The 25,960-nt window shown below is 44.1% G+C and carries 16 protein-coding genes; 5 read left to right on the top strand and 11 right to left on the bottom strand.

Annotated features, from left to right (window positions below; all coding sequences use genetic code 11):
- Positions 1–190 precede the first annotated feature (190 nt).
- On the top strand, positions 191–1,087 hold the full coding sequence (locus tag PSE7429_RS08135; RefSeq protein WP_009626651.1) for a class II fructose-bisphosphate aldolase: 897 nt from the start codon (positions 191–193) through the stop codon (positions 1,085–1,087).
- On the opposite strand, the gene PSE7429_RS08130 is transcribed toward PSE7429_RS08135, so the two are convergent.
- From PSE7429_RS08130 to PSE7429_RS08120, 3 genes are all read right to left on the bottom strand, one after another.
- A complete protein-coding gene (locus PSE7429_RS08130; RefSeq protein ID WP_009626650.1) occupies positions 1,064–1,741 on the bottom strand; it encodes a C40 family peptidase in 678 nt (225 codons plus the stop codon). The two genes, PSE7429_RS08135 and PSE7429_RS08130, sit on opposite strands and share 24 nt — an antisense overlap.
- 160 nt (positions 1,742–1,901) lie before the next feature.
- Positions 1,902–3,353: a WGR domain-containing protein gene (locus tag PSE7429_RS08125; protein ID WP_009626649.1), complete on the bottom strand. Its 1,452-nt coding sequence runs from the start codon at positions 3,351–3,353 to the stop codon at positions 1,902–1,904.
- Between the two features lie 101 nt (positions 3,354–3,454).
- On the bottom strand, positions 3,455–4,876 hold the full coding sequence (locus PSE7429_RS08120; RefSeq protein ID WP_040687774.1) for a WGR domain-containing protein: 1,422 nt from the start codon (positions 4,874–4,876) through the stop codon (positions 3,455–3,457).
- A 332-nt stretch (positions 4,877–5,208) separates the two neighbouring features.
- Here PSE7429_RS08120 and PSE7429_RS08115 point away from each other — a divergent pair, with 332 nt between their 5' ends.
- Entirely contained in the window at positions 5,209–6,828 is a 1,620-nt protein-coding gene (locus tag PSE7429_RS08115) for a B12-binding domain-containing radical SAM protein (RefSeq protein ID WP_040687762.1), read from the top strand.
- Between the two features lie 106 nt (positions 6,829–6,934).
- Here the strand turns inward: PSE7429_RS08115 and PSE7429_RS08110 are convergent, their stop codons facing one another.
- Entirely contained in the window at positions 6,935–8,416 is a 1,482-nt protein-coding gene (locus tag PSE7429_RS08110) for an MFS transporter (protein ID WP_009626646.1), read from the bottom strand.
- Positions 8,417–8,880: 464 nt separating this feature from the next.
- On the opposite strand from PSE7429_RS08110, the gene PSE7429_RS08105 reads away from it, so the two are divergent.
- On the top strand, positions 8,881–9,450 hold the full coding sequence (locus PSE7429_RS08105) for a thioredoxin domain-containing protein (protein ID WP_009626645.1): 570 nt from the start codon (positions 8,881–8,883) through the stop codon (positions 9,448–9,450).
- 179 nt (positions 9,451–9,629) lie between these two features.
- Here the strand turns inward: PSE7429_RS08105 and PSE7429_RS08100 are convergent, their stop codons facing one another.
- The 7 genes from PSE7429_RS08100 to PSE7429_RS08080 form a co-directional block, all read right to left on the bottom strand.
- Positions 9,630–11,252, bottom strand: coding sequence for a serine hydrolase (locus PSE7429_RS08100; RefSeq protein ID WP_009626644.1), 1,623 nt, complete (start codon positions 11,250–11,252; stop codon positions 9,630–9,632).
- 50 nt (positions 11,253–11,302) lie between these two features.
- A complete protein-coding gene (locus tag PSE7429_RS08095) occupies positions 11,303–12,166 on the bottom strand; it encodes an RNA methyltransferase (protein ID WP_009626643.1) in 864 nt (287 codons plus the stop codon).
- Positions 12,154–12,309, bottom strand: coding sequence for a hypothetical protein (locus tag PSE7429_RS26275; protein ID WP_009626642.1), 156 nt, complete (start codon positions 12,307–12,309; stop codon positions 12,154–12,156). Before PSE7429_RS26275 ends, PSE7429_RS08095 begins: the two co-directional genes overlap by 13 nt.
- Complete coding sequence (locus PSE7429_RS08090) at positions 12,302–13,123, bottom strand: DNA cytosine methyltransferase (RefSeq protein ID WP_009626641.1); 822 nt, start codon at positions 13,121–13,123, stop codon at positions 12,302–12,304. Before PSE7429_RS08090 ends, PSE7429_RS26275 begins: the two co-directional genes overlap by 8 nt.
- 121 nt (positions 13,124–13,244) lie before the next feature.
- On the bottom strand, positions 13,245–14,213 hold the full coding sequence (locus PSE7429_RS08085) for an aspartate carbamoyltransferase catalytic subunit (RefSeq protein WP_009626640.1): 969 nt from the start codon (positions 14,211–14,213) through the stop codon (positions 13,245–13,247).
- Positions 14,214–14,230: 17 nt separating this feature from the next.
- Complete coding sequence (locus PSE7429_RS26610) at positions 14,231–14,383, bottom strand: hypothetical protein (RefSeq protein ID WP_173400655.1); 153 nt, start codon at positions 14,381–14,383, stop codon at positions 14,231–14,233.
- A 378-nt stretch (positions 14,384–14,761) separates the two neighbouring features.
- Positions 14,762–16,537, bottom strand: a complete 1,776-nt coding sequence (locus tag PSE7429_RS08080) for an ABC transporter ATP-binding protein (RefSeq protein ID WP_009626639.1) — start codon at positions 16,535–16,537, stop codon at positions 14,762–14,764.
- A 592-nt stretch (positions 16,538–17,129) separates the two neighbouring features.
- On the opposite strand from PSE7429_RS08080, the gene PSE7429_RS08075 reads away from it, so the two are divergent.
- The gene (locus tag PSE7429_RS08075) at positions 17,130–23,345 is read left to right on the top strand and encodes an ATP-binding sensor histidine kinase (RefSeq protein ID WP_009626637.1); all 6,216 of its coding nucleotides are present in this window, start codon (positions 17,130–17,132) and stop codon (positions 23,343–23,345) included.
- 29 nt (positions 23,346–23,374) lie between these two features.
- The coding region (locus PSE7429_RS08070) for a hybrid sensor histidine kinase/response regulator (RefSeq protein WP_009626636.1) at positions 23,375–25,960 on the top strand (2,586 nt) is incomplete at its 3' end.

The following is a 25,960-nucleotide window of genomic DNA, read 5'->3' as shown; positions in this document are numbered from 1 at the left end:
TTAATTACGAATTGCTATGCCCTCAAGCGTAATTTGTTCAATGATGTCATTCGTTCTTTTGTCATGGAAAACTTAGCTGATTACAATTATCTCCTACCTGCAAATCTTCTCCCTTCTGTCAATGCGTAACTTCTAGATTATGATCAGCAAGCTTCGACATACTGATCAACCGTTTTAAACTCAAGCCACCATGCTAAGTTCGACTAAAGAACTTCTAGAAACCGCCCGCCGCAACTCCTATGCGATCGGAGCCTTTAACATTTACAACTTAGAAGGCGTAAAAGCCGTAGTCAACGCCGCCGAAATCAGCCATAGTCCTGCCATGCTGCAACTACATCCCAGCGCTCTCATCTATGGCAAACTTCCCCTAGTCAAACTGTGCCTCGAATCCGCCAAATCCGCCAAAGTACCGATCGCCATTCACCTCGATCACAGCACTTCCGCTAGCGATATTCGCTTAGCCCTAGATGCAGGCGTGCGATCGATTATGGCAGATGGCTCTCCCATGACCTATGCGAAGAATTTAGAATTTACTAGAGATATGACCGCACTCTCCCATAAATTCCATGCAGTAGTCGAAGCGGAAATTGGCAGAATAAGCGGAACAGAAGATGGATTAACGATCGCCGAAAAAGAAGCCAAAATGACCGATCCCATCCAAGCTGTGGAATTTGTGAATCAAACTAAAGTCGATGCACTCGCTGTGACGATCGGCAATGTCCATGGTGAATATAAAAACCCACCCCGTTTAGACTTTGACCGTCTCGAAAAAATTCGTAGCCTGATCGATATTCCCTTAGTTTTGCATGGTGCGTCAGGATTACCTGCGGAAATGATCCAGCGATCGATTCAGTTGGGAGTCTGTAAATTTAATGTAAATACAGAAGTACGCCAAGCCTATATGCAAGCCCTCAAGCTGGAAATCTGCGGGGATAGTCCCAAGGATTTGTTAGAGATCGCGGGAGAAGCGATCGCCGCCATGCAAGAGGTAATCATCGATAAGCTCGAACTTTTTGGTTCCGTTGGCAAAGCCCATTTACATGACAATCCCTATGCAGCAATGCTAGCAGGGCAGGCTCATGGCTAGACGATTGCACCTCGTAATTCTGGCAACACCCCGTAACTGACTGGCATACCATTGGGAAACGCGATCCTGCCCTGCGATCGCACTAACGGCAATGCCATTATGCCCATGCTCCTTGCCTGAACTATGGATATATTCGCCATTACCAATATAAATACCCACATGGGTTGCCTTGATGGGACTGCCAAAAAAGATCAGATCACCAACTTGAACTTCCTCCAAAGCAAGGCGATCGCCAAAGGCTTCTTGCTGATAGGCATCGCGAGGAATCCAAACTCCGCTCGCTGCAAAAGCAGCCTGCATTAAGCCCGAACAGTCATAATTTGGCGCAACCGTACCACCCCAAAGATATTCATTGGGAGTTGCCATAGCGGTTTGGATAAAATTAATTACTGCGGGTAGGCGATCGCCTATTTCTTCAGCACTTAAATCTGGCGGAAAGTTGGCAATATAATTCTGAAAATTGCTCGGTTCCAACTTTGCTAGATCGTCAAGATCTAGCAATCCCTCATAACCATCTTCAAGTAACTGAATTTTTAAAAAGTTTGCCTCCGAAGCGATCGCTTGCAAATATCGACCCTTAGCCATCTGCGTCGCAAGGCGATCGAGTCTTGGCGAATCATAAATATTCAGGTCAGCCAAACTGCGATAGAGCATAGCGATATTCCCCTGTATTCTCCTACAGCGCTTCGCGCTCAAACCCAAACCAAGGAAATTTTTGAAAGCGTTGCTTCGCAACGCTTTCAAAAATTTCCTTGTGGTTCGTTTGATCGGTAATTGCTGTAAGTTTACTTATGCCTAGCTACTTACTATGTGGTTAAACTAGCCTTTTGATATCGCCAAAGGTGCGATAGAAACTACCATTGGAAGATTCGCGGATTTCGTCAACCAGATAACGTGCGCCAGCTTCACGAATATCTCTAGGAAATTGGACTTTCCAATTCTGATTGTAGCCGTCAGAGATAACGCGAATTCTCAATTTACTTCCATCTTGGAAACATTCCACTAATATGCCTTGACTACTATCAGAAGTGGTTTCTACGGTTGCAGAAGGGAGAATATCTTCTAAAGTTGAAGCTTTGATATTGACTGTTTCGGTCACAGTGCCAGACTGAGCTGCTAGAATCGCCGCTTCACTGGCATCAATGCAAGCCAGATAGCCCAAGTGCGTCACAATGTAGAGATGATCTTTAAAGAATTGCATAGACTGGGATGCGCCACAGCCAGAGTCTAGCTTCCAGAGGCGATCGCCTGCTTCGTTAAAACAGTAGATCGCGCCATAGGTATCGCCTGCAAATACATACTTGCCATTCTCAGCCGTGGCACAGGAGCAGAGATAGGCATCACAACGATAGACAGCCTCAACATCACCTTTTTTGCTAAAGCGGTGGACATTTCCAGTAGTTGTCGAAGCAAAGATGCTGGACTCCTCTTGCCAACCAAAGCCCACCAAACCATTGACTTGATGTGACCAAATTTCTGTTCCATCCTCCCAGTCATACATCGTGACCCCATTGTTGTAGCCATGATATACCCCAATCTCATCACAACGCACCATCCAGCCGCGATCGCCTGCGCTCTTTTTCGACCATTGCGACTCATCTTCGTGATTAATCACGGTCACATATCCCGCTGCATCGGAAACAGCGAGAATGCCATCTTTGACATCAATCCAAAAGATATCCACATTATCGGCAATGGCGTAAGCCACACGCGGCAATTTGCCACTGAGATCATAGACATTGCCATCATCACAACCAGCATAAAGCCAATCATCATCAGCGAGAATGCACTTCACCCCATCGGGAAGCTTGTATTGAATCTGGACTTTGCCATCATGGGTAATTGCAGAAATCTTACCTGCTTGATTTCCGACGAAACAGAGATCGTCTTTGATATAAATCCCCAAGGCACTTGCGCCTGTGTCAAACCGCCACACCACAGGCGCTTGAATGATTGGCGATCGCCTTCCTTTTCTAGACTGGTTATAGCTCTCTGCGATCGCGCCTGAACGACGGGTAACAGATCTTTTCTGGCGTTCACCCATGACGGCTAGCTCATAGCCTTTGCGTTTCTTTTCGTTAATCTTTTTGGATGCCTCAGCTAGAGCTTTCTCAGGTGTGGCAAAGGTTGAGACTTTAGTTTGTCCGCGATCGCCGATCCGACCATAGCGGATGGATACTTCTGTATCATTCACAATTACTTCATAAAACTTATGAGAGCCACTATCTCCTTCGGATAGTTCCAAATAGGTTTTTTGTTCTGACATAAGACATCTATCGGTAGTTTTAGCTATTTTAAAGTAATTCCAATCCTCAGAATGGTTTTGCCATTCTGAGGATCACAAGCGTTTGTCGGGTTTGGTGCGGGCTAAACTAACTTTCTAATATCACCAAAGGTACGATAAAAACTACCATTGGAAGATTCGCGGATTTCGTCAACGAGATAACGTGCACCAGCTTCGCGAATATCTTTGGGAAATTGAACTTTCCAATTCTGGTCATAGCCATCAGAGATGACGCGCACCCTCAACTTGCTGCCTTCTTGGAAACATTCTAGTAATACACCTCGGCTCCGATCTGAAGTGGTTTCCAAGGTCGTAGATGGGAGCACATCCTCTAATTTCGGAGCTTTGATATTAATAGCTTGCGTAAATGTCCCTGCTTGAGCAGCTTGAATTGCAGATTCACTAGCATCAATACAAGCAAAAGAGCCGTCAGTTGTGACGATGTATAACCTCCCATTAAAGAACTGCATCGAATAAGCAGAGCCACAACCAGTTCCCAATTTCCAAAGGCGATCGCCATTACGATTAAAACAGTAGATCGAAGAACAGTTATCACCAGCAAATACATACTCACCATCGCCTGCGGTAGCACAGGAATAGATGGCAGCATCACATTGATAGGCAGTGCCGATTTCGCCTTTTTTGGTGAAACTTTGGACTAACTTGTTATAAGTACCAACATAAATCATGGACTCCTCTTGCCAACCAAATAGGACATCGCCTTGGGTGGGCAGATTCCAGATCACTTGTCCATCTTCCCAGTCATACATCGTTACGCCTTGACTATGCCCGTGATAGATGCCAATCTCATCGCAACGCACCATCCAGCCAGCATTGCCACTGCTACGTTTTGTCCATTTCGATTCATCCTCATGATTGATGGTGGTAATACCACCATCTCGATCTGACACCCCTAAAATGCCATCGCTAATATCTAGCCAAAAAATATCCACATCCCGCGCAATCTCATAGGCAACACGCGGCACTTTTCCACCCAAATCATAGACCTTGCCGTCATCACATCCCGCATACAACCAATCGCGATCGCTAACAATACACTTTACGCCATCAGGTAATTTGAACTGATTTATTACTTGACCATCATGGGTGAGCGTATAGATTCGCCCATCTTGATTGCCAACCCAGCAACCCATTTCATCGATCGATACCCCAAAGGCGGGGGCTCCAGTGGCAAACTTCCACATTACTGGCGACTGTTGCGCCGTTGACTTACTGCTAGAAATTTCTCGACGAGTAATCGCCCGTTTTTTGCGTTCGCCCAATACAGCTAGCTCATAACCCTTGCGCTTCTTTTCGTTGATTTTTTTGGTGGCATCAGCTAGAGCTTTCTCAGGTGTATCAAAGGTAGAGACTTTAGTTTGTCCGCGATCGCCAATGCGACCATAACGAATCGATACATTTGTGCCATTCACAATTACTTCATAAAACTTGTGAGAACCACTATCTCCTTCCGATAGCTCTAAATATGTTGTTTGTTCTGACATAAGAAATCCATTGGCAATTTCATAAACTATAGCTGTCGCTAATTGTACTAGGACATAAACCCGAAGAATTGATTGGCGGCGCTTCGCGCCGCCAATCAATTCTTCGGGTTTGATTTGTCCTAAGTCAAGTGACTGTAGCTCCATAGAAGCTCGTAGCTCGTAGGGTGCATTAGCGATAGCATACGCACCATTTGCGTTTATTGGGTGCGTTACGGTGACGCTAACACACCCTACAAAAGAATTAAACAAGAGAGGTGCGGAACGAAGTGCCGCACCTCTCTTGTTCGTTTTGATATGTCATAATAGCGATATTGCGATATATTGCCGAAACGTTGAACCAATCCTACTTTCAGTCCGAATATTTACTCTTTGACCCAGCCACACCAGATCACGATGCAGTAAATATTGTCTTTGCTTTTCCCAATACCTACACCGTGGGAATTACGAGCTTAGGCTATCAAGGCGTATGGGCAAATTTGGCTACGCGATCGCAGGTTAATGTCAGTCGATGGTTTACCGATGCCCATGAGGATTTACCTAGGAAGATTGAAATATTAGGATTTTCGTTTTCATGGGAACTGGATTATGTCAATATTCTTGCCGCGTTGAAAAAATTTGAGATTCCCATCGATACCTGCGATCGCACTGACGAGCATCCGTTAGTATTTGGTGGCGGTCCCGTTCTCACCGCCAATCCTGAGCCATTTGCCGCGTGGTTTGATATTGTCTTGCTCGGTGATGGCGAAGAATTAATTGGGAATTTCCTCAATGCTTACCAAGAAGTCCGTTATGCCAGTCGTGAAATCAAATTGCGTCATTTAGCCAAACTAGATGGAATTTATGTTCCATTATTGTATGAAGTAACCTATGTATCTGATGATGGGGCGATCGCTTCCATTCAACCTATAGATTCAGATATTCCCGCCATAATCCACAAACAAACCTATAAAGGGAACACCCTCTCAGCCTCTACAGTGGTTACAGAGAAAGCCGCATGGGAAAGCATTTTTATGGTGGAAGTAGTGCGGAGTTGTCCAGAGATGTGCCGCTTCTGCTTGGCGAGTTATTTAACGCTTCCCTTTAGAGCGGCTAGTTTGGAATCGAGTTTAATTCCCGCGATCGCTAAAGGACTACAGGTAACCAAACGTTTAGGCTTACTTGGTGCATCGATTACCCAGCATCCTGAATTCGATACCTTGCTGGATTATCTCGCCCAGCCTCAGTTTGATGATGTCCGCCTCAGTCTTGCCTCAGTCCGCACCAATACCCTGACAGAAAAACTAGCCCGAATCCTCTCTACCCGTTATAGTCGCTCGGTCACCATTGCGATCGAAAGTGGCTCTGAACGTTTGCGCGAAATCATCAATAAGAAATTGCATAATGATGAAATCAAGCAAGCGGCGATCAATGCTCAAGCTGGTGGCTTGAAGTCGTTAAAACTCTATGGCATGGCAGGCGTGCCCATGGAAAATGATGACGATATCGAACAAACCATCGAAATGCTAATTTCCCTTCGCAAAATTGCGCCAAAATTAAAGATCACTTTTGGTTGCAGCACCTTCGTTCCTAAATCCCATACGCCTTGGCAATGGCAGGGAGTCAGCACCACTGCCGAAAAGAAAATGCAGCATTTTCGTAAAAAACTATTGCCCAAAGGAATTGATTTTCGTCCTGAAAGCTATAAGGATTCGCTGGTGCAAGCAATGATATCTAGAGGCGATCGCCGTTTGACTAAATTACTGATTTTAGCTTGTAGCTATAGCGATGGGGATGTACCGAGTGATGGTTCCTATAAACGCGCCTTTAAGGAACTGCGGGGACAGTTACCACCTTTAGCTTGGTATGTCCATGAAGATTGGGATGTGCAGCAAATTCTGCCTTGGCAGCATCTCCGTAGTGCTTTGCCCGTAGAGACATTAATTAAACATCGCGAAACTTCTTTCGCCTATTAAGTAGTTAGGCATAATTAAAAACCAAAACCAGAGAGCATCGGGATGCTCTTCTAGGTTTTAAGCTAGCTACTTAGTAATAGAGGCGGCATAAGTGCCGCCTCTATTACTAAGATTGTTCGTTTTGCTGTCTTCTTCTTTCGGATAGACGCATTAAGATTTCCGTATGCACTTCACGCGTGATGGGATAGAAATATGCCAAGGCTAAGCCAATAACTAAAGCGATCGTTGGCAGAGGTCCGATCGCTATTCTGATCGCCGATAGCGCGGAATCAGGTTGCACGGGTAGGGGCTGACAGGGAACGCTCTCTTTAAATTTTGCCCATGACAGTCCGAGCCCCAGCAAAAATAGACCACCTGCGAGACCGAACTTTTGCAATAGCACCATGAAGGCGTAAAAAATTCCTTCGCGGCGTTGACCAGTCTCTAATTCGTCGAGATCGGTGACATCAGGAATCATCGACCAAGGAATCAGATAAGCCGTAGAAACTCCCGCACCTGCCATAATTGCGAGTATATAGAGCATGGTAACCTGTCCTGGTTGTAAGAAAAACAACCCTGCTTGGGCAGCAATCCAAATGCCTGAACCCATGAAGTAAGCGGCTTTTTTGCCAAATCTCTTGCTGACGGCACTCCATACCGATAGCATGACTAGGGCTGTACCCTGAACGGCGATCGTGACGAGAATGAAGTCATTCTCTTGCATCTTCATCCAATTCACGACGAAATAGGGAATGATCGAGGCAGTAATTTGCAAGGCTAGCCATGAGCAAAAATAGATACCGATCACGAAGAGAAAGGGACGATTGCTGAAGACCACCTTGAGCTGTTCTCCAAAGCTCATCTCTTCAGGAGTTGCATCGAGGGATGCATTATGGAGGCGATGCCGATCGCCTGCGATCGCTCTTTTTTTGATTCCCCATACACACCAATAAATCGAGATGCAAGAAATAAGAGCGCAGACTGCGCCCAGCACAATATATTGCGTACCGCCTGCATTGCAACTACCCGTCTGTCTTGCAGGATCTTTAAAAAAGGCAAAGATTAATTGAGCAATAAACAGAGAGAGAATGCTGCCGCCAATTGAGAAGGTAAAGCGGAAAGTGTTGAGGCTTGTTCGTTCGTTATAATCTTGCGTGATTTCAGGGGTGAGCGCTGTATAGGGAAGGTTAACGGCGGTGAAGAAGGTATTAAAAACGATGCCGACAATTGCGTAATACCAAAAGAGAACGGTCTTATCGGTACTAGGTACTAGCCACTGGGCAAAAAATGACAAACCAAAGGGAATCGCTGCATACAGCATCCAAGGCAGCCGTCTTCCCATTTTTGATTGAGTGCGATCGCTGAGTACCCCAATAATGGGATCGTTGATCGCATCAAAGATTTTGCCAATTAATAAAACTAGCCCTGCAAGAGCGGGATCGAGTCCTGCAACATTGGTAAAAAAGAATAACAGAAAAAATGAGAGCAGATTTGTTGTGATTGCAGTACCGAGATCGCCTGCGCCATACGCCATTTTTTCACCAAAAGTCAGTTTGGCTTGCGTAAGATCGTATTGGGATAAATTTAAGGAATCTTCGGAATTACTCATAATTAATTGCGTAATTTCAATATTTTTAATGGTGATTGCAATGGATTGATACCAATTCCCAAAATGGCGTTGCCATTTTGGGAATCTCAAAACCTTACGGGGTTTGTTTTTTTATTCACTGAAGTGTTGGCTCACTTCAGTGAATTGGTATAGGTAGGTGGGCTTAATCAAATATAAAACCCTAAAACCTGCGGCGCACGCGCAGCGTGCGCCGCAGGTTTTAGCTCTGGATTGTAATTATGCTGAGATACTTATACCAATTCACGAAAGTGTGACAACACTTTTGTGAATTAAAATCCAAACCCAGTAAGGGTTTTCAAATTTCAAAATGGCTACGCCATTTTGAAATTTGGTATTAAATGTTGCTAAGGATCGAGCTAGCCATTACTCCTTTAGAATGGCTTTAGCATAGAGCAATCCTTGCTCGCCATAATGGGAATAGTAATTTTTGTAAGTTATTTTTTATGAATCTAGAAAATCCAACCAGTCCAGAGTCGGCAACTCCCTATCAACTACGCAATTTGTTAGTGGCGATCGCGGCGATCGTGTTAACGGCAGCACTATTTTTTGGCTTTCAGGTGCAGCAAAGTGGGACTTCGCTGGATGCGGTTGCAGCGGCAGCTTTGCCGATAGATGTCGCTTTAGCCAATAACAAACCGACCACAATCGAGTTTTATGCGGATTGGTGTACGAGTTGCCAGTCGATGGCGGCGGATAATTTGTCGCTGGAAAAGGAATACAGTGATCGCATGAATTTTGTGATGCTGAATGTAGACAATACCAAATGGTTACCAGAAATGACAAAATACCGCGTCGATGGCATTCCTCGGTTTATTTTTTTAGATCCTGCCAATAAAGCGATCGGCGACTCTACGGGCGCGATCCCCCGCGAAATTATGGCGGCAAATATTGAAGCTGCGATCGCCGATCGCCCTTTGCCCTACAACAGTACGAGTAGCGATCGCATTTCCCCCGTTACGGAAACTCAAGCTGCCGATATTTCCCAACCGAGAGACCACGGCAAAAAGTTCTAAAAGCAGCCTTAAGCAGCTTTAAACAAGTCGTGCAATGCGCGACTTGTTTTATACCGATTCCCAAAATGGCATTGCCATTTTGGGAATTGGTATAATTCACTAATTAATCAAACCCAATAGAGAGTTGCGGCGCGAAGCGCCGCAACTCTCTATTGGGTTTTTAAGTGAATATAGCTATATTATCTGGAATTATTGGGGGATGGCGATGCGCTGGGATTCGCATTGGGTAACGGTAGCGTAATAGTTTCAATAGTACTCGTAGCCCCATTGTTAGAATTTGAGGGGTTAGAGGCGGAATTGCTTGAATTATTCGTGGAGTTATTTGTGGAGTTATTAGAATTTGACGCATTGGGAGCATCTACACCCGTAGGGGCGGGATTCTGATTGTTGGGCAACTTGCCGCCGTTGAGAAAATATTCGTAGGTAGCCCGTGAAATTTGGCGAATCAATTCATTGGCGCGTTGGTCATTGTCAGGACGTTTGACCATAACTGCGATCGCGTAACGTTTACCATTAGGCATATCAACGATACCCGCATCCCCAACCGATGATGCAATATCCCCAGTCTTGTGGATAATTCTGGCATCCTCGCCAAGCCCCTGCGGCAAAAGTGTATTAGTTACGGGACGACGCATGATATCCATAAAGCGATCGCGACTGCGAGGCTCGATCAATTTGCCGCGATCAAGCATTGATAGCAATGTTGCCAAGTCCTGTGTACTGATCGTATTTGTCCCTTCGAGATCGGGGAGTTGATTGTTGATCACGATCGAATTTAGTCCCCAAGATTTAAAGCGCTGATTGAGGGCAACACTGCCACCCAAACGCTTGATAATCATATTTGTTGCCGTGTTATCGCTAATAACGATCATTTTGGTGGCGGTTTCTAAAGCTGAAATTTTCGTACCTGTCGGTAAATATTGCAGGTCACCCGCTTGCCCCACCTTTACATCAGCGGTCATTTCCAATGGTTCGTCAAGCTTGATTTTGCCAGCATCCACATCTTGAAAAAAAGCAACTAAAATCGGGGTCTTGATCGTACTTGCGGCTGCGATCGGCTGATTTGCTCCGATCTGGACATAGGTGCCAGAATCTAGATCGACCATCATCATCTGCATACTGAGGTCTTTTTCTTTTGCTGCTAATTCCTTAATCTTGGCGAGTAGTGCCGTCGCCTCCGTTTTGAGATCGAGAGGAACGATATCTTGGTTTGTCTTACTAGTTTCTTCTTTGGTAACTATTTCAGGAGCCATACTTTTGGCTCGGATTGTCTGCTGATTTTGCCAAAAGGATAGTGCTGTCCCTGTGATTACGCTCAGACCGATCCCCGCGATCGCCAAGCGCAGTAATTGCCATCCAAAGGACTTGACGGGGGACTTGATGGGGGTAGGTCGGGGGGGATTATTGGGCTTGCGGCGCGTTCTTAACTCAGTGTTTCTTAACTCAGTGTTATTGTCAGTTCTATTTTCGGGACGATTCTCAGGACGGCTTTCGGGACGGCTTTCAGGACGTTGTTCTGGACGAGCTTCACGTCCGTTACGATTGGGCAAGGACTTGATTTTGCTATCTCTGCCTTCGCCTCGACTGTCGGTTCGATTGCTAAACCTATCGATGATGGGTTCGGGCGATCGCATTGCTTCGGGCGATCGGATCATGCGAGGTTTGGAGTCAGAATTAATGGGTTGGAGAACAGCATCACTATTGCTTGTCACGGCCTTGGCACGACGCTCGCGCAACTTATTTAAACGCGCTTCTCGACTTTTTTCGGTAGCGTCAGGCGATGAAAAGTTTCTTGGTTCCACTGCTATTTATAACTCCGATACAAAAATGTCTCTATATATTGACTAGCAATTTAGTCCAGATGAGCCGTAGCCCAATTGAATTGGCGCAAAATCCCCCGCAGCATGGCAACTTCTGAGGGACTCAGATTTGCCCGATCAAAGATATGCCGAAATTTCCGCAACCGATGAACAGCGGTATGGGGATAAACATAGCCGATCTTCAGCAATACTGCCTCAAGTTGCTGGTAGCAAGCTTCAAGGTCTGCGCGGGTAGCAAGGTCTATGGGTGCTGACTTTATCAAATCTTGGGCGATTTGGCTAGTCAAATTTTCTTGACATGGGGAATTTCCCCCGTTTTCCCTAAGGTCATCCCTCAGCAATTGCAGTTGATAACAGCAAATGCCTACGGACTGAGCCAAGTTGAGGGATGGATAGTCGGGATTGACGGGAATTCGGATCACTTGCTGACAATGTTGGAGTTCGCTATTACTCAAGCCCCGATCCTCAGCCCCAAAGACGATCGCGCTAGTTTCAGCTTGCATTAACCAACTCAGTCCTCGGGCGGGATTTGTAAGTGGCATTTCCCCCTTGTCAATGCGACCAGCAGTGGCGATCGCTCGATAACAATCGACTAGGGCGGCAGGTAAATTATCAACAACCTTTGCGTTTTCTAAAATTTCTGGGGCATGGACTGCCATCTGTAGGGCTTCATCCCCAAGGCGATCGCATTTAGGATTAACTAGCCACAGCTCCGTCAGCCCAAAGTTTTTCATTACCCTTGCGACCGAGCCAAGGTTCCTCGCCCCTGCCGTCTCGACTAGGACAATCCTAATATTTGACGTGTTATTTGATCTGGTATTTGATCTGGTATTTGATTTGATGTCTGACATATAGCGATCGTAAACCAATTTTTCCAAGGATGCTACCTTTCCCATTCGATATGTCCGTATGTTGAAATCACCCAATCAACAGCATCTTTAGTTGATATCTCAACATCAGGGTGCATTTCAAAATACTCCTTAATTATATCGAGTTGAATATTACTTTTTTCTGTGGATTTATGATTGATTTCAGACATTAATTAAGCCGCTTTTCTTAGTAGGATTTCCTTTAACTACTTTATATTTTGCCAAACAATTAATTAAACTTCTAGCAACTTCATGCACAACAGGAACTGCAACTGAATTGCCAAACTGTCTATACATTTGTGTTCTTGAAACAGGGATAATAAAACTTTGAGGATATCCCATAATTGCTTTACATTCATTTTCACTAAGTAACCTGATTCCAGTCTCTCCACCTTTAACAAAAGTTCCAGTTAGTCTCTGGATTTTGTGATAAGTAGAACATAGAGTCTTAACCTGAATTCGAGATTCTCGATCAATTAGTTCTGGTCTTCCATCATCTATTTTAAATAAATATGAACTCTGTAAATGTTTAGATATTGAATACCCACTCACATTTTCTTCTACATAAGAACCAATAAATTCTTTGCTTAGATGAGGGATAGGAAATCTAAAATCAGGGATATCAGTGGAAATATCTTCAGATATTCCTACTATGAATATTCTTTTTCTAACCTGTGGCACACCATAGTCTTTGGCATCTAAAATACTCCAAAAAACATGGTATCTAATCTCAGGCTGACATAGAAAAAGGTACTGTCCATTTACAGATATAGATAAGGTTTCTAATATAATGCTTAAAGTTTTCCCACCATCATGTGTGACTAAACCCTCAACATTTTCTAGAATAAAAGCTTTCGGCTTTTTCTCCTTTAAAATTTTAACTACATTATAAAATAGGGTTCCCTGTGTTGGGTGTTCAAAGCCTTCACGTTTACCAATAGAGCTGAATGGTTGGCATTGATTAATAGCTAAGTAACTGGACACAATTAAATATAAAATCCTTAAACTTATAGCGCACGCCCAGCGTGCGCTATAAGTTTTGGCTCTGGGTTTTAATTATGCCCAGCTACTTAACAAAAAAACAAATATTTTATTGCAGAGTTTTTTAAATAGCCGTGCCCAGTAAATACAATAAGCTCATTCTAATAGCTACGCCATTAGTTACCTGTTTGTCGATTAGGCTTAAGCGGGGATCGTCCATTAAGTCAGAGCTAATCTCTACACCGCGATTAACGGGACCGGGGTGCAAAACTTGGACATTGGGCGCACATTTAGCGAGGCGATCGCGAGTAATCCCATACTTTGCATGATATTCCCGCAAGCTAGGAATTAAGAATTGACCCATACGCTCCATCTGTAAGCGCAACGTCATCACAAAGTCCGCATCCTCAAGGGCAGGATCGAGGGAATAATGAATTTTTGCGCCATACTCGGCAAATTCTGGGGGCAATAATGTGGGCGGTGCGGCCAAATGCACATCGGCTCCATTGGTCAGTAAACTCCAAAGATTCGATCGCGCTACCCGTGAGTGCAAAATATCACCGACGATCGCTACTTTTTTCCCCTTCAGATCTTTTGCGGTGGGAGTCTTGGGATTGAGATACATGCAAAGGGTCAGAAGATCTAGTAAGGCTTGGGATGGATGTTCGTGCTTACCATCACCAGCATTGAGGATCGCCACTTTGCCACTGAGGGCATCCATATCGCGGGCGATCGCTAAAGGCACACCTGCCGATTGATGGCGAATCACCATAATGTCCGTGCCCATTGCTAGAAAAGTGCGGGCGGTATCCAAAATCGTCTCTCCCTTAGAGAGGGAAGATGTTCCAGGGGCAAAATTGAGGGTGTCGGCGGAGAGGCGTTTGGCGGCAAGCTCGAAACTATTGCGCGTCCGAGTTGAGGATTCAAAAAACAAATTGGCGACAACTTTGCTCTGCAAGGTTGGCACTTTTTTATTGCGACGGGATAGCACTTCTAAAAAGCTAACGGCTGTCTGCAAGACCGTTTCGTAATCATTCGGCGTAAAATCGGCAAGTGAGATTACATGTCGGCGCTGCCAAGTAAGTTCAGTCATAGTCATTAGCTTTGAGGCTATGAAATAGAGCGATGGGATAGGATCGCGCCCACGGGGGCTGGTGCAACCATGTCATCGGGTAAGAAAGCACGGGAGCTAACCAGCACTAGGGTGAATAGGAAAATTGCAAAGATGATTAATGGTGCAATGTATTGACGAAAGAAGGGCACGGTTTTAAATCGTAGATAACGATTACATTATCTATGATTTAGCGTCTCGCAGGGTAGCGATCGCTAAATCGTAGATAAGGCAGAGACTGCCTTATTTAAATAATGTTAGTTTGGGTTAAGCTGGCAAATTTTCAAAGCCCAAAATTAAAAGCTTTGCTAAGCAAGGCTTTTAATTTTGGGATTTAAGAAAGGGTTTGCTACGCAAACCCTTTCTTAAATCCCATTTCAAATTATCCCGAACTCACGTTAAATAGAATGAAGCGTCGCTTTATTCTATTTAACGTGAAACCCAAAACCAGAGAGCGTACCGAGCGGTACGCTCTCTGGTTTTGGGTTTTAATTATGCCGAACTACTTATTTAGTCGTGTTTAGTCTTATTTAGTCGTGAGTTTGCCCCGTTTGTAAATTCCACAAACTCGTATAAATTCCATTAACCGCCACTAGCTCGTCATGTGTCCCCATCTCTACCACTTTACCGCGATCCATGACATAGATACGATCAGCATTACGAATGGTTGATAAACGGTGCGCGATCGCGATCGTCGTGCGATTCTTGGTGATGCGATCCAAGGATTTTTGAATAGCGGCTTCAGTTTCATTATCCACGGCCGAAGTTGCCTCATCCAAAATCAGGATGGGGGGATTGCGAAGTACGGCTCTAGCGATCGCAATTCTTTGTCTTTGACCACCAGATAGTTTTTGACCACGTTCACCGACGATCGTATCGTAACCCTTAGGTAAGGTGAGGATGAATTCGTGAGCTTCAGCAATCTGCGCCGCCTCAACGATCTGCTCCGCTGTTGCTTCAAAGGAACCATAGGCAATATTTTCTAAAACAGAACCATGAAATAGAAATACATCTTGGCTCACCCAACCGATGCAAGAACGCAGCGATCGCAATTCTAAGTCACGAATATCAAGGCGATCGAGAAAAATATTTCCAGATTGAATCTCGTATAGACGTAAGAGCAGCTTAACTAAAGTACTTTTGCCAGAACCCGTGGCTCCGACAATAGCCGTAGTTTTATTTGCCGCAATTTCTAAGGATAAGTTCTCAATAATTGGAAAGTTAGCTGCATAACCAAAGGTGACATCCTTTAGCTGAATGGTACTCTGGCTTTGGGCTTGCGGATCGACAACCTGCGAACCTGAATGAATGGCGATCGGCGTATCTAGTAAATCGAGAATCCGATTGGTTGAAGCCATCGCTCTTTGGTATTGATCGAGGGTTTCTCCCAAACGGGTGAGCGGCCATAATAGACGCTGAATCAGATAAACCATCACCGAGTAATTTCCCACCGAAAGCCTTTGCGCCTGCACTTCTAAGCCACCATAGTACAAAATTGCAATGAAGCCGACAAAGATCAAAATCCGAATTAAGGGAACGAAAGCCGCACTATAGGCGATCGCTTGACGATTGCTTTGACGATAGCGATTGCTTTCTTTTTCAATCCGCTTATGCTCGTAATCCTCAGTCACAAAGGCTTTAATCGTCGTAATCCCACCGATGTTATTGGACAATTGCCCGTTGAGCAAACCCACATTTTCGCGCACTCGCGCATAGCGAGGCGCAAGAAATTTCTGAAACCAGATTGAACCCCAGAGAATAAATGGCATCGGCAACATCGCCAGCCAAGCCACATTGGGCGTAATTACAAAGAACGCTCCCCCAATTAACAGAATTGTTGCCGAAACTTGAATTACCTCATTGGCTCCCCCATCGAGGAATCGCTCTAATTGATTGACATCATCACTCAAAATCGACATCAAACCGCCCGAACTGCGCTCCTCAAAGAAAGCTAGTTCTAATTCTTGCAAGCGATCGTAGGCATCGAGGCGGAGATCATGCTGTATAGTTTGGGCGAGGTTTCGCCACTGTAGCGCATAGGCATATTCAAATATGGATTCTAATGCCCAAATTGCGCCGCTAATTGCGGAAAGCACAAACAATTGCGAGGCTAATCCTTGCACCCCTAAGGGATTTGCCCAAAAGTTCTCTTTTTGTAATACCAAATCGATCGCTGCGCCAATTAAAACGGGTGGAGCCAGATCGAAGAATTTATTTAGAATCGAGCAAGTTGTCGCGATCCATATTTGTTTGCGATAATTTCGGGCATATCGAGTCAGTCGGATAAAGGGATGGACGTTAGACATATTAATACATTGCAATGGAGTCTTTGGGGACTTTTCTACAATATGCGATTTGGGGATACTTTAAGGTCATTTTGTGAGGTAAGACATAAGGCTTAGAAAAGTAGTAATTACTTATCTTGAAAGATCTTGAAAGATAAGTAGGTGCTGTGATTGGTTATTAAGTAGCTGAATATAATTAAAAAATAAATATAAAACCTATGGCGTAATCTGCATATGTATTATAGGTTTTGAAGCTTATATTTAAATGTATTTAGCTGCTTACAAGATTGATAATTCTCTTGCTTAGTAATGATTAATCTGCTTCAATCTATAAAGCGGATCGCTTAAAATAAAATTAGTTTATACTTAAGTTATTTCAACAAGTTATTTCAACTTGATAAATAGCTTAGGCATAAGTAAACTTAAAACCTAGAAGAGCATACCGCCCGCTGCGCGGGCGGTATGCTCTCTGATTTTGATTTTTAATTATGCCGAACTACTTAATGCTTAGCCAAGTTAGGGGGCAAGGGGTTTAGCTTTCGGTAATATCAAGAATCGATCCTGAAAATCCCTGTTAATTCTTAATTTAAAACGATTATTGAATGGGTATTGAATGAATACTGGTAATTTTGACAAAAATAGGAATTTTGCGACACCACCTCGGATTCTTGACTATCAAATAGTTGAAACTGTTTATTCTGGAAGTCGCACTTTAGTTTGTCTTGCTATTCGTACCTATGACCGCTTACCCGTGGTCATCAAGCTGCTCAAAAGTGAGTATCCGACCTTCAGCGAGTTGGTACAGTTTCGCAACCAATTTATCATTGCCAAAAAATTCAATTCCCAAAATATCATTAAAACCTACAGTCTCGAACCATACCAAAATAGCTACGCCTTGGTGATGGAAGATTTTGGGGGAATCTCACTTCAGAAATGGACGTTACAGCAAAAAAATGCTCTTTCCTTGCCAGAATTTTTAGAGATCGCGATCGCTCTCTGCAATACCTTAGATATCCTGTATCAGGAACGCATCATCCACAAAGATATCAAGCCAAGCAATATATTAATCAACCCCACCACCAAACAAATTAAGCTAATAGATTTTAGCATTGCGTCCATGTTGCCAAGGGAAATGAAAGAGCTGCAAAATGCTAACTCCCTAGAAGGCACTCTTGCCTATCTCTCGCCAGAACAGACGGGCAGAATGAATCGGGGGGTTGACTATCGGAGCGACTTTTACTCCTTAGGGATCACTTTCTATGAGTTGCTATCGGGCAGCTTACCTTTTAAGTCTAACGATCCGATGGAATTAGTCCATTGCCACTTAGCGAGATTACCGATTCCAGTTCATCAGATTGCCGATCATATTCCCTTGGCATTATCGGGCATTATTAGTAAGTTGATGGCAAAGAATGCCGAGGATCGCTATCAGAGTGCCTTAGGCATCAAACATGATCTGGAGATCTGCTTAGCTCAGTGGCAATCTGCGAACCATGTTGATGTGTTTGAATTGGGAACAAGGGATTTGAGCGATCGCTTTATTATCCCAGAGAAGTTATACGGTCGGGAAACTGAAGCAAATGCACTCTTGCAATCCTTTGAAAGGGTTGCGCAAGGCAGTACCGAAATGATTTTAGTGGCGGGATTTTCTGGGATTGGCAAGACTGCGTTAGTGAATGAAGTCCATAAGCCGATCACTAGAGAAAGGGGGTATTTTATCAAAGGTAAATACGATCAATTCCAGCGTGATATTCCCTTCTCGGCATTTGTGCAAGCATTCCGAGACTTAATGAAGCAATTGTTGTCCGAATCAGATGCCCAATTAAATATATGGGAAATGGAAATTCTGGCAGCATTGAGCGATAATGCCCAGATTTTGGTCGATGTGATTCCCGAACTAACCCAAATTATTGGCAATCAGCCCTCAGCGATCGCCCTTTCGGGAACCGCTGCTCAGAATCGCTTCAATCTGCTCATGCAGCAATTTATACGGGTATTTGCTACCGCCGAACATCCTTTAGTTATATTTTTGGACGACTTGCAATGGGCTGATACGGCATCTCTGAAACTACTGTCATTGCTGATGGAAGATACCAAGCATTTATTGATCGTCGGCGCGTACCGAGATAATGAAGTCTCATCGGCTCATCCCTTGATGATGACAATTAATGAAATCGTGAAATCTCGTGCGATGGTGAAAACCATTAACCTGCAACCATTGACTCTAGTTGATATGAACCAATTAGTTGCGGATATACTCCATTGCGAACTGTCCTTAGCCACTCCTCTGACAGAATTAGTATACCAAAAGACAAAGGGGAATCCCTTTTTTGCCAACCAATTTCTCAGGACATTGTATGAGGACAGTCAGATTAAATTTGCGAGGGAAACAGGATGTTGGCATGCCGATATTGCTGAGATTAAAGCCTTAGCCATTACCGATGATGTCGTGGAGTTTATGGCGAAGAGATTGCAGAAACTACTACTACCAACTCAAAATATTCTCAAACTAGCGGCTTGTATTGGCGCACAGTTTGATTTGGCTACCTTGGTAGTTATCGCAGAAAAATCCTTAGAAGAAATCTCTACCGCCCTATGGATGGCTTTAGGAGAAGGATTAATTCTTCCTGTTTCCGATGTCTATAAATTTTTTGCTCAAAGTGGCGATACGTTAGATCAGACTCAAGCCTCGGTGAATGTGACCTACCGCTTCCTTCATGATCGCGTGCAACAAGCTGCGTATTCCTTAATTCCTGACGAGCAAAAGGCGCAAACCCACTTCAAGATCGGTCAGTTACTTCAGAAAAATCTATCCGAAACAGAACTTGAAGAAAAACTGTTTGATGTTGTCGGACAACTGAATTGTGGAAAGTCCTTAATCGAGCCAAGGGAAAGGGAATTTTTGGTTCGGTTAAATCTCAAAGCCGCTATCAAAGCCAAGAACTCTACTGCCTACATGGCTGCAAAAATGTATCTGCAATCGGGTATTGATCTGCTAGATCTAGGCTGGCAAAGTCAATACAATCTGACCTTAAAACTTTATACAGCCTACGCGGAAGCTAGTTATCTTAATAGCGACCTAGAGGGGATGGAACGGATTGCCAAAATAGTATTGGAGAACGTGCAGACAAATTTAGACAAGATCAAAATTTATGAGATTCAAATTGCTGCTCTGACCGCAAACAATCAGATGTTAGATGCGATCGCGGTGGGACGAGATGCCCTTCATCAATTGGGAATCTTGATTCCCATTGAGCCTAGTGATGAATTAAACAAACAGATTCTCCAGAATCTTGCCGAACAACTTCAGCATCGAAGGATTGAAGAATTAGCTAACCTACCTGAGATGACGGATACTTCTATTCAGGCGGCGATGCGAATATTAAGATTACTGTTTGCCCCAATCTTTGTGGGAGCTCAGAATTTACTCCCTTTCCTTAGTTCCACAATGGTGAATTTATCACTTCAGTACGGCAATACATCGGCATCGGCGGTAGGGTATACCCTGTATGGTTTTGTGTCCTGTGCTTTATTGGGAGAAGTAGAGGTGGGATATAGCTTTGGTAAACTATCCCTCGTGATCCTAGATCGCTTTAACGCCAAAGAGTTTAATTCCATGATTTTTTGTCTCTTTGCCACTTTTATTCAACATTACAAGGAACCAATTAGGGAAAGCATTCCCATCCTAAAACAAGGTTATATATTAGGTAGAGAAACTGGTGATTTTAATAATATGGGCTACAATATCTTCAACTATGGTTATTCCAGTTTCTTTAGTGGTGTGGAATTAGGGGATTTAGAAGTAGAGTTGGCAAACTATAGTTCGGTGATAACTGAAGCCAAGCAATATTCTGCCAAGGGTTATCTTGATATTTTGCGGCAGATGATGCAGAATTTGAGGAAGGACAATGTTTTTTCAGATTGTTTGGATGGGGATATTTATAATGAAACTGTGATGCTTCCCAAACATCTACAGGATAACGATACCACCGTACTTTTTACTCTTTATTTCTATAAGCAGTTACTCGCCTATCATTTTGGCAATTATGCATCGGCTTTAGAGTTTAAAAATAATGCCGAACTATATTTATTAGCCGCATCAGGCACATTGATCGCTGCAATCTTTCATTTCTATGCCTCCCTAACATGCCTAGCTCTTTGCCATCAAGAAGCAGAGCGAGATACTTTACTAGTATCGTTGCAGAATTACCAAGACAACCTATATCGATGCTCGCAAGATAGTCCTGTCAATCATTTGCATAAATGGTATTTAGTGGAAGCTGAACGTCAGCGAGTCTTAGGGAATAAGGCAGAGGCGATTGAATACTACGATCGCGCGATCTTCCTTGCCAAAGAAAATCAATTCCTCAACGAAGAAAGCTTGGCTAATGAACTGGCGGCGCAGTTCTATCTCGATTGGGATAAAGAAAAAATTGCCAAAGAGTATCTGATTAATGCCTACTATGGCTATGTGCGCTGGGGGGCGATCGCTAAGGTTCAGGATTTAGAACGTCGATACCCTCGACTACTCGCGCCAATTTTACAACAACAAATATCGCTATCTCCGACGGAAACTGTGTTTGCGCCATCATCGCTAACTGCGTCCCAAACTCGCGGTAGTCAGTCCTCCAGCACTAGTATTTCTTCTACCCTCGACCTAGAAAGTGTCCTGAAAGCTTCGCAAATCCTTTCGGGTGAAATTCAACTTGATCGGCTTTTGGCTACATTACTGCATACCGTCCTCGAAAATGCGGGGGCTGACAAAGGCGCATTGTTGATGCCACGTGAACACCAATGGTATGTGGAAGCATTAGCTACCGTCGATTCTCCTGCACAGGTGCAAACTATCGAGCTACCTAGAAGCCAAGAAATTCCCCATAGTTTGATTAACAATGTCAAACGTAGTCTCCAAACTGTTGTCATTGATAACGCTGCCCTGCATCCTTCCTTAGCGTCGGATGCCTATATTTTACAAAAACAACCTAAAAGCTTGCTTTGTACGCCAATTTTGCAACAGGGTAAACTAATTGCCATTTTGTATTTGGAGAACCAGATCGCGACAGGAGCCTTTACCAGCGATCGCTTGAGAGTGATTGAAATTCTCTGCACTCAAGCGGCGATTTCTCTAGAAAATGCGCGACTTTACCAACAGTTACAAATCAATTTGACAGATCTCAAGCAGGCTGAAGTACAGTTACAAGAAGCGAAAGATTTCTTGCAATTGATCATCGATAATATTCCCCAGTTGGTGTTTTGGAAAGATCTGCAATCAAAGTATCTGGGTTGCAATCGACTTTTTGTTGAAACTGTTGGCTTTAAATCCTCACAGGATATTATTGGCAAAACTGATTACGACATGCCTTGGCAAAAAGAAAAATCCGATTTGTTTCGAGAAAGTGAGTGCCGAATTCTAGAATCGGGTGTTGCCGAATTGGGGATCGTTGAATCGGTAATATTGGATGATGGTAAGCAAGCATGGGCGGAGGTGAATAAAATTCCTTTGCGAGATATGCATGGAACGGTAATTGGCATTTTAGTTACTTTGCAAGATATTACCGAGCGCAAACAATTAGAACAGGAGAGATTGAGGTTAATCTCTATTCTGGAAGCCACTTCCGATATTGTGGGGATCGCAGATGTTTACGGTAATAATGTCTATCTCAATCAGTCAGGGCAAGCGATATTGGAGATTCCTGCGGCGGAGGTAAATCAATTTCACATTTCTGAAGTCATCGCTCCTGCCATGCGAGAAACTTTCCAAACCAACATTCTGCCCGTAGCGCTACGCGAGGGGATTTGGTCGGGAGAGATGTGTCTGCGGAGTCGGAGCGGAGAAGAAATCTCCGTGTCTCAAGTTCTGATGACCCATAAAAATGCCCAAGGGGAAATAGAATTTCTCTCGACGATTCTGCGCGACATTCGCGATCTAAAACGTATTGAAGCCGAGCGGCAACGCAAATCAGAGGATCTCGAACAGGCTCTACAGGAGCTACAGTCGACCCAACTACAGATGATCCAAAGTGAAAAGATGTCTGCCTTGGGAAATTTAGTCGCAGGGGTAGCCCATGAGATGAATAATCCTCTCGGATTCATTGCGGGAAGCCTCAAGCAAGCCAAACCCACGCTCGCGGACATAGTTGAGCATCTGAGGATCTATCAAGCAAGTTTGCCGCGCAAAAATGAAGAGATCCTCGAACATGAAAACGAAATCGATTTGGAATATGGGCTTGAAGACTTACCGAAGATGATGGATTCGATGATGATGGCTTGCGATCGCCTCAGAAATATTAGTACTAGCCTCAGAACTTTCTCCCGTGCCGATCAAGACTACAAAGTGCCGTTTAATATCCATCAGGGGATTGACAGTACCATTCTCATCCTCAAGCACCGACTCAAGGCAAGCGAATTGCATCCCGAAATTGAAGTCGTCACTAACTACGGAGACTTGCCGCAAATTAAATGCTTCCCTGGACAGTTAAACCAAGTGTTTATGAATATTCTCGCCAATGCGATCGATGCTTTGGAGGAATCTAATCAGGGACGCAGTTTTGAAGAAATTAAAGCCCAACCAAACTGCATCACCGTGACAACGTTACTGGAAGAGCAGTTTGTGAAAATTATTATTGCTGATAATGGCAAAGGAATGGATGAGGAGACTAAACAGAAAGTTTTTGATCGCTTATTTACGACCAAAGCCGTAGGAAGGGGAACAGGATTAGGTTTGGCGATCGCTAGGCAAATAATAGAAGAAAAACATCAAGGAAATATTAAGGTTAGTTCTATCCCTAGTGAGGGTACTATATTCTCAATCGCTATTCCAGCGATATAGTTATGATTAAGTTAGGCGGATCTCGAATAATGGTTAACATCAATTCAAATCCTAAGAAATCCGTACCTTTAAGGTTTGTGTTAATCGTTCCTTTTGTGTTGCAAATCTTCGCTACGGTGGGAATAACTGGTTATTTGTCCTTAAAAAATGGACAAAAAGCCGTTAATGATGTTTCTAGTCAATTGCGACAGGAAATGAGCGATCGAATTAACCAGCAAGTCCTAAATTATCTGGACAAACCATATATTGCTGGACAAATGTTTGTGGCCGCTGCTCAAAAGGGGAAGCTTGATCTCACAGATGTTACTAAACTGGAGACAACCTTTTGGCAACTAGTCAGCCAAAATACGATTGAATTCATGCAAATCGCGCTGGCTGACGGATCGAGTATCCAAGTTGAGGATACGCCGAATGATGGGATTTTATCTTTTGTGGGGGCAAAAGAGGATCTACCGCAGCGCAAAATCTATCAACTTGGGGATCGGGGGCAAAGATTAAAGTTGGTACAAACTCAACCCAATTTCGATCCGAGACTGCGACCTTGGTATCAGAATGGACAGCAATCTGGGAAACCTATTTGGACGAAACCATATTTAGGGATTACGGTTAAGCTGCCTTCGATTGCTTTGACCCAACCGATATACGATAGCAACGGTACTTTTTTGGGAGTCCAAAATAATATCTTTCGGATTGCTAAAATTCATGATTTCCTAAATACGATCAAGATCGGTAAGACGGGACAAACCTTTATTATCGATCGCTCGGGGGCTCTCATTGCCAGTTCAAAAATCAAAAACCCCTATATCTTTGATCTAAAAAAGAACACCTTACAGCAGATTGAAGCAACTAAGGCTGACGACCCCCTGATTATTGCTACTTCTCAAGCTATTTTGGATAGATTCGGAGATTTTAGTAAAATTGATGCTGGTCAACAACTAGATTTCACGATCGCGAATCAGCGCCACTTCATCCAAGTTTCCGCTATTCGCGATGGACGCGGCATTGATTGGTTGAGTGTGGTGGTAGTGCCTGAAGCTGACTTTATGGCGCAAATTGATGCGAATACCCATACAACTATTCTGCTCAGTTTGGCTGCTTTGGTCGTGGCAACGATATTGGGGATCTATACTTCATTGTGGATTACGCGACCGATTGGCAGGTTGCAACAGGTTAGTGAGGCGATCGCTACGGGGGATCTTGATCGTACTGTTGAAATCGGTAACATTTACGAACTAGAAGGTTTGGCGCGATCGTTCAACCAAATGTCAGTCCAGCTCCAAAGCTCTTTTACTGCCCTTGAGGAGCGTGTTGCCGAACGGACGATCGAACTTCAGCAAGCCAAAGAAGTTGCCGACAATGCGAACCAAGCAAAGAGCGAATTTCTGGCAAACATGAGCCACGAACTGAGAACACCCTTGAATGGAATTCTGGGATATGCCCAAATTTTAAGTCGGTCAAAAGCGCTAGCCGAGAAAGAGCGTCACGGAGTAAGCGTCATTTACCAATGTGGGTCGCACCTACTGACATTGATCAATGATGTCCTCGATCTATCGAAGATCGAAGCAAGGAAGCTGGAACTAAGCAGCAACGTGATTCATCTCCCATCGTTCCTGCAAGGAGTAGTAGAAATCTGTCGGGTGAGAGCGGATCAAAAGGGTGTCTACTTCATTTATCAACCTGCGGCTAACCTGCCAGAAGGAATCAAGGTGGATGAAAAGCGACTGAGGCAAGTGCTGCTGAACCTACTAGGGAATGCGATCAAATTCACAGACAAAGGGAGCGTCACCCTTAAAGTAGATCTGCAAAGAGAAGATGGGAGTCAAGCGATCGCCGAGATTAAATTTACGATCGAAGATACGGGAGTCGGGATCGCCGCCGAACAGACCAAAAATCTGTTTAAAGCCTTCGAGCAAGTAGGCGAAAAGAGTCGTCAAACCGAAGGGACGGGGCTGGGGCTAGCAATTAGTCAAAGAATCGTACAATTGATGGGAGGAGAGATCGAGGTAAGCAGCACCATCGGTGCAGGCAGCACCTTTAGCTTTGAACTAGCGATCCCCCTTGCTAGTGACTGGGCGCAACAAAGTGCCATGAAGAGAGGGCATACGATCATCGGGTACGAAGGAGAGCGTCAGCATCTATTAGTAGTGGATGACCGATGGGAAAATCGAGCCGTATTAATGAACCTATTAGAACCGCTAGGATTTACCTTTACGGAGGCAGAGAATGGGAAAAAGGGGATTGAGAAGGCAAAAGAACAAAGCTTCGATCTGATTGTCACGGATTTAGCCATGCCCGTCATGGATGGATTTGAGATGTTGAAGAAACTACGCAACGATGAAGCCCTGAAATGGTTGCGAGTAATTGTCTCCTCCGCATCGGTATCGGAAATAGATCGTCAGATTAGCTTAGAAGCAGGCGGAGATGATTTTCTTGCCAAGCCAGTTCACGCTGAAGAATTATTTGACTTACTGGCGAAGCACTTACCGATCAAGTGGATCTACGAGTCGAGTGAGTTAAATATCAGCGATCAGGAGCGATCGACTGTCGAAATGGTTGCCCCTCCAAGGTCAGATTTACAGATTTTACTAGAACTGGCTGAGGATGGACTATTGAGA

Source organism: Pseudanabaena biceps PCC 7429 (assembly GCF_000332215.1).
In the GTDB taxonomy this organism is placed as follows: Bacteria; Cyanobacteriota; Cyanobacteriia; order Pseudanabaenales; family Pseudanabaenaceae; genus Pseudanabaena; species Pseudanabaena biceps.
The sequence above is the reverse complement of the archived record's forward strand: the minus strand, read 5'-3'. Positions and strand labels throughout refer to the sequence as shown.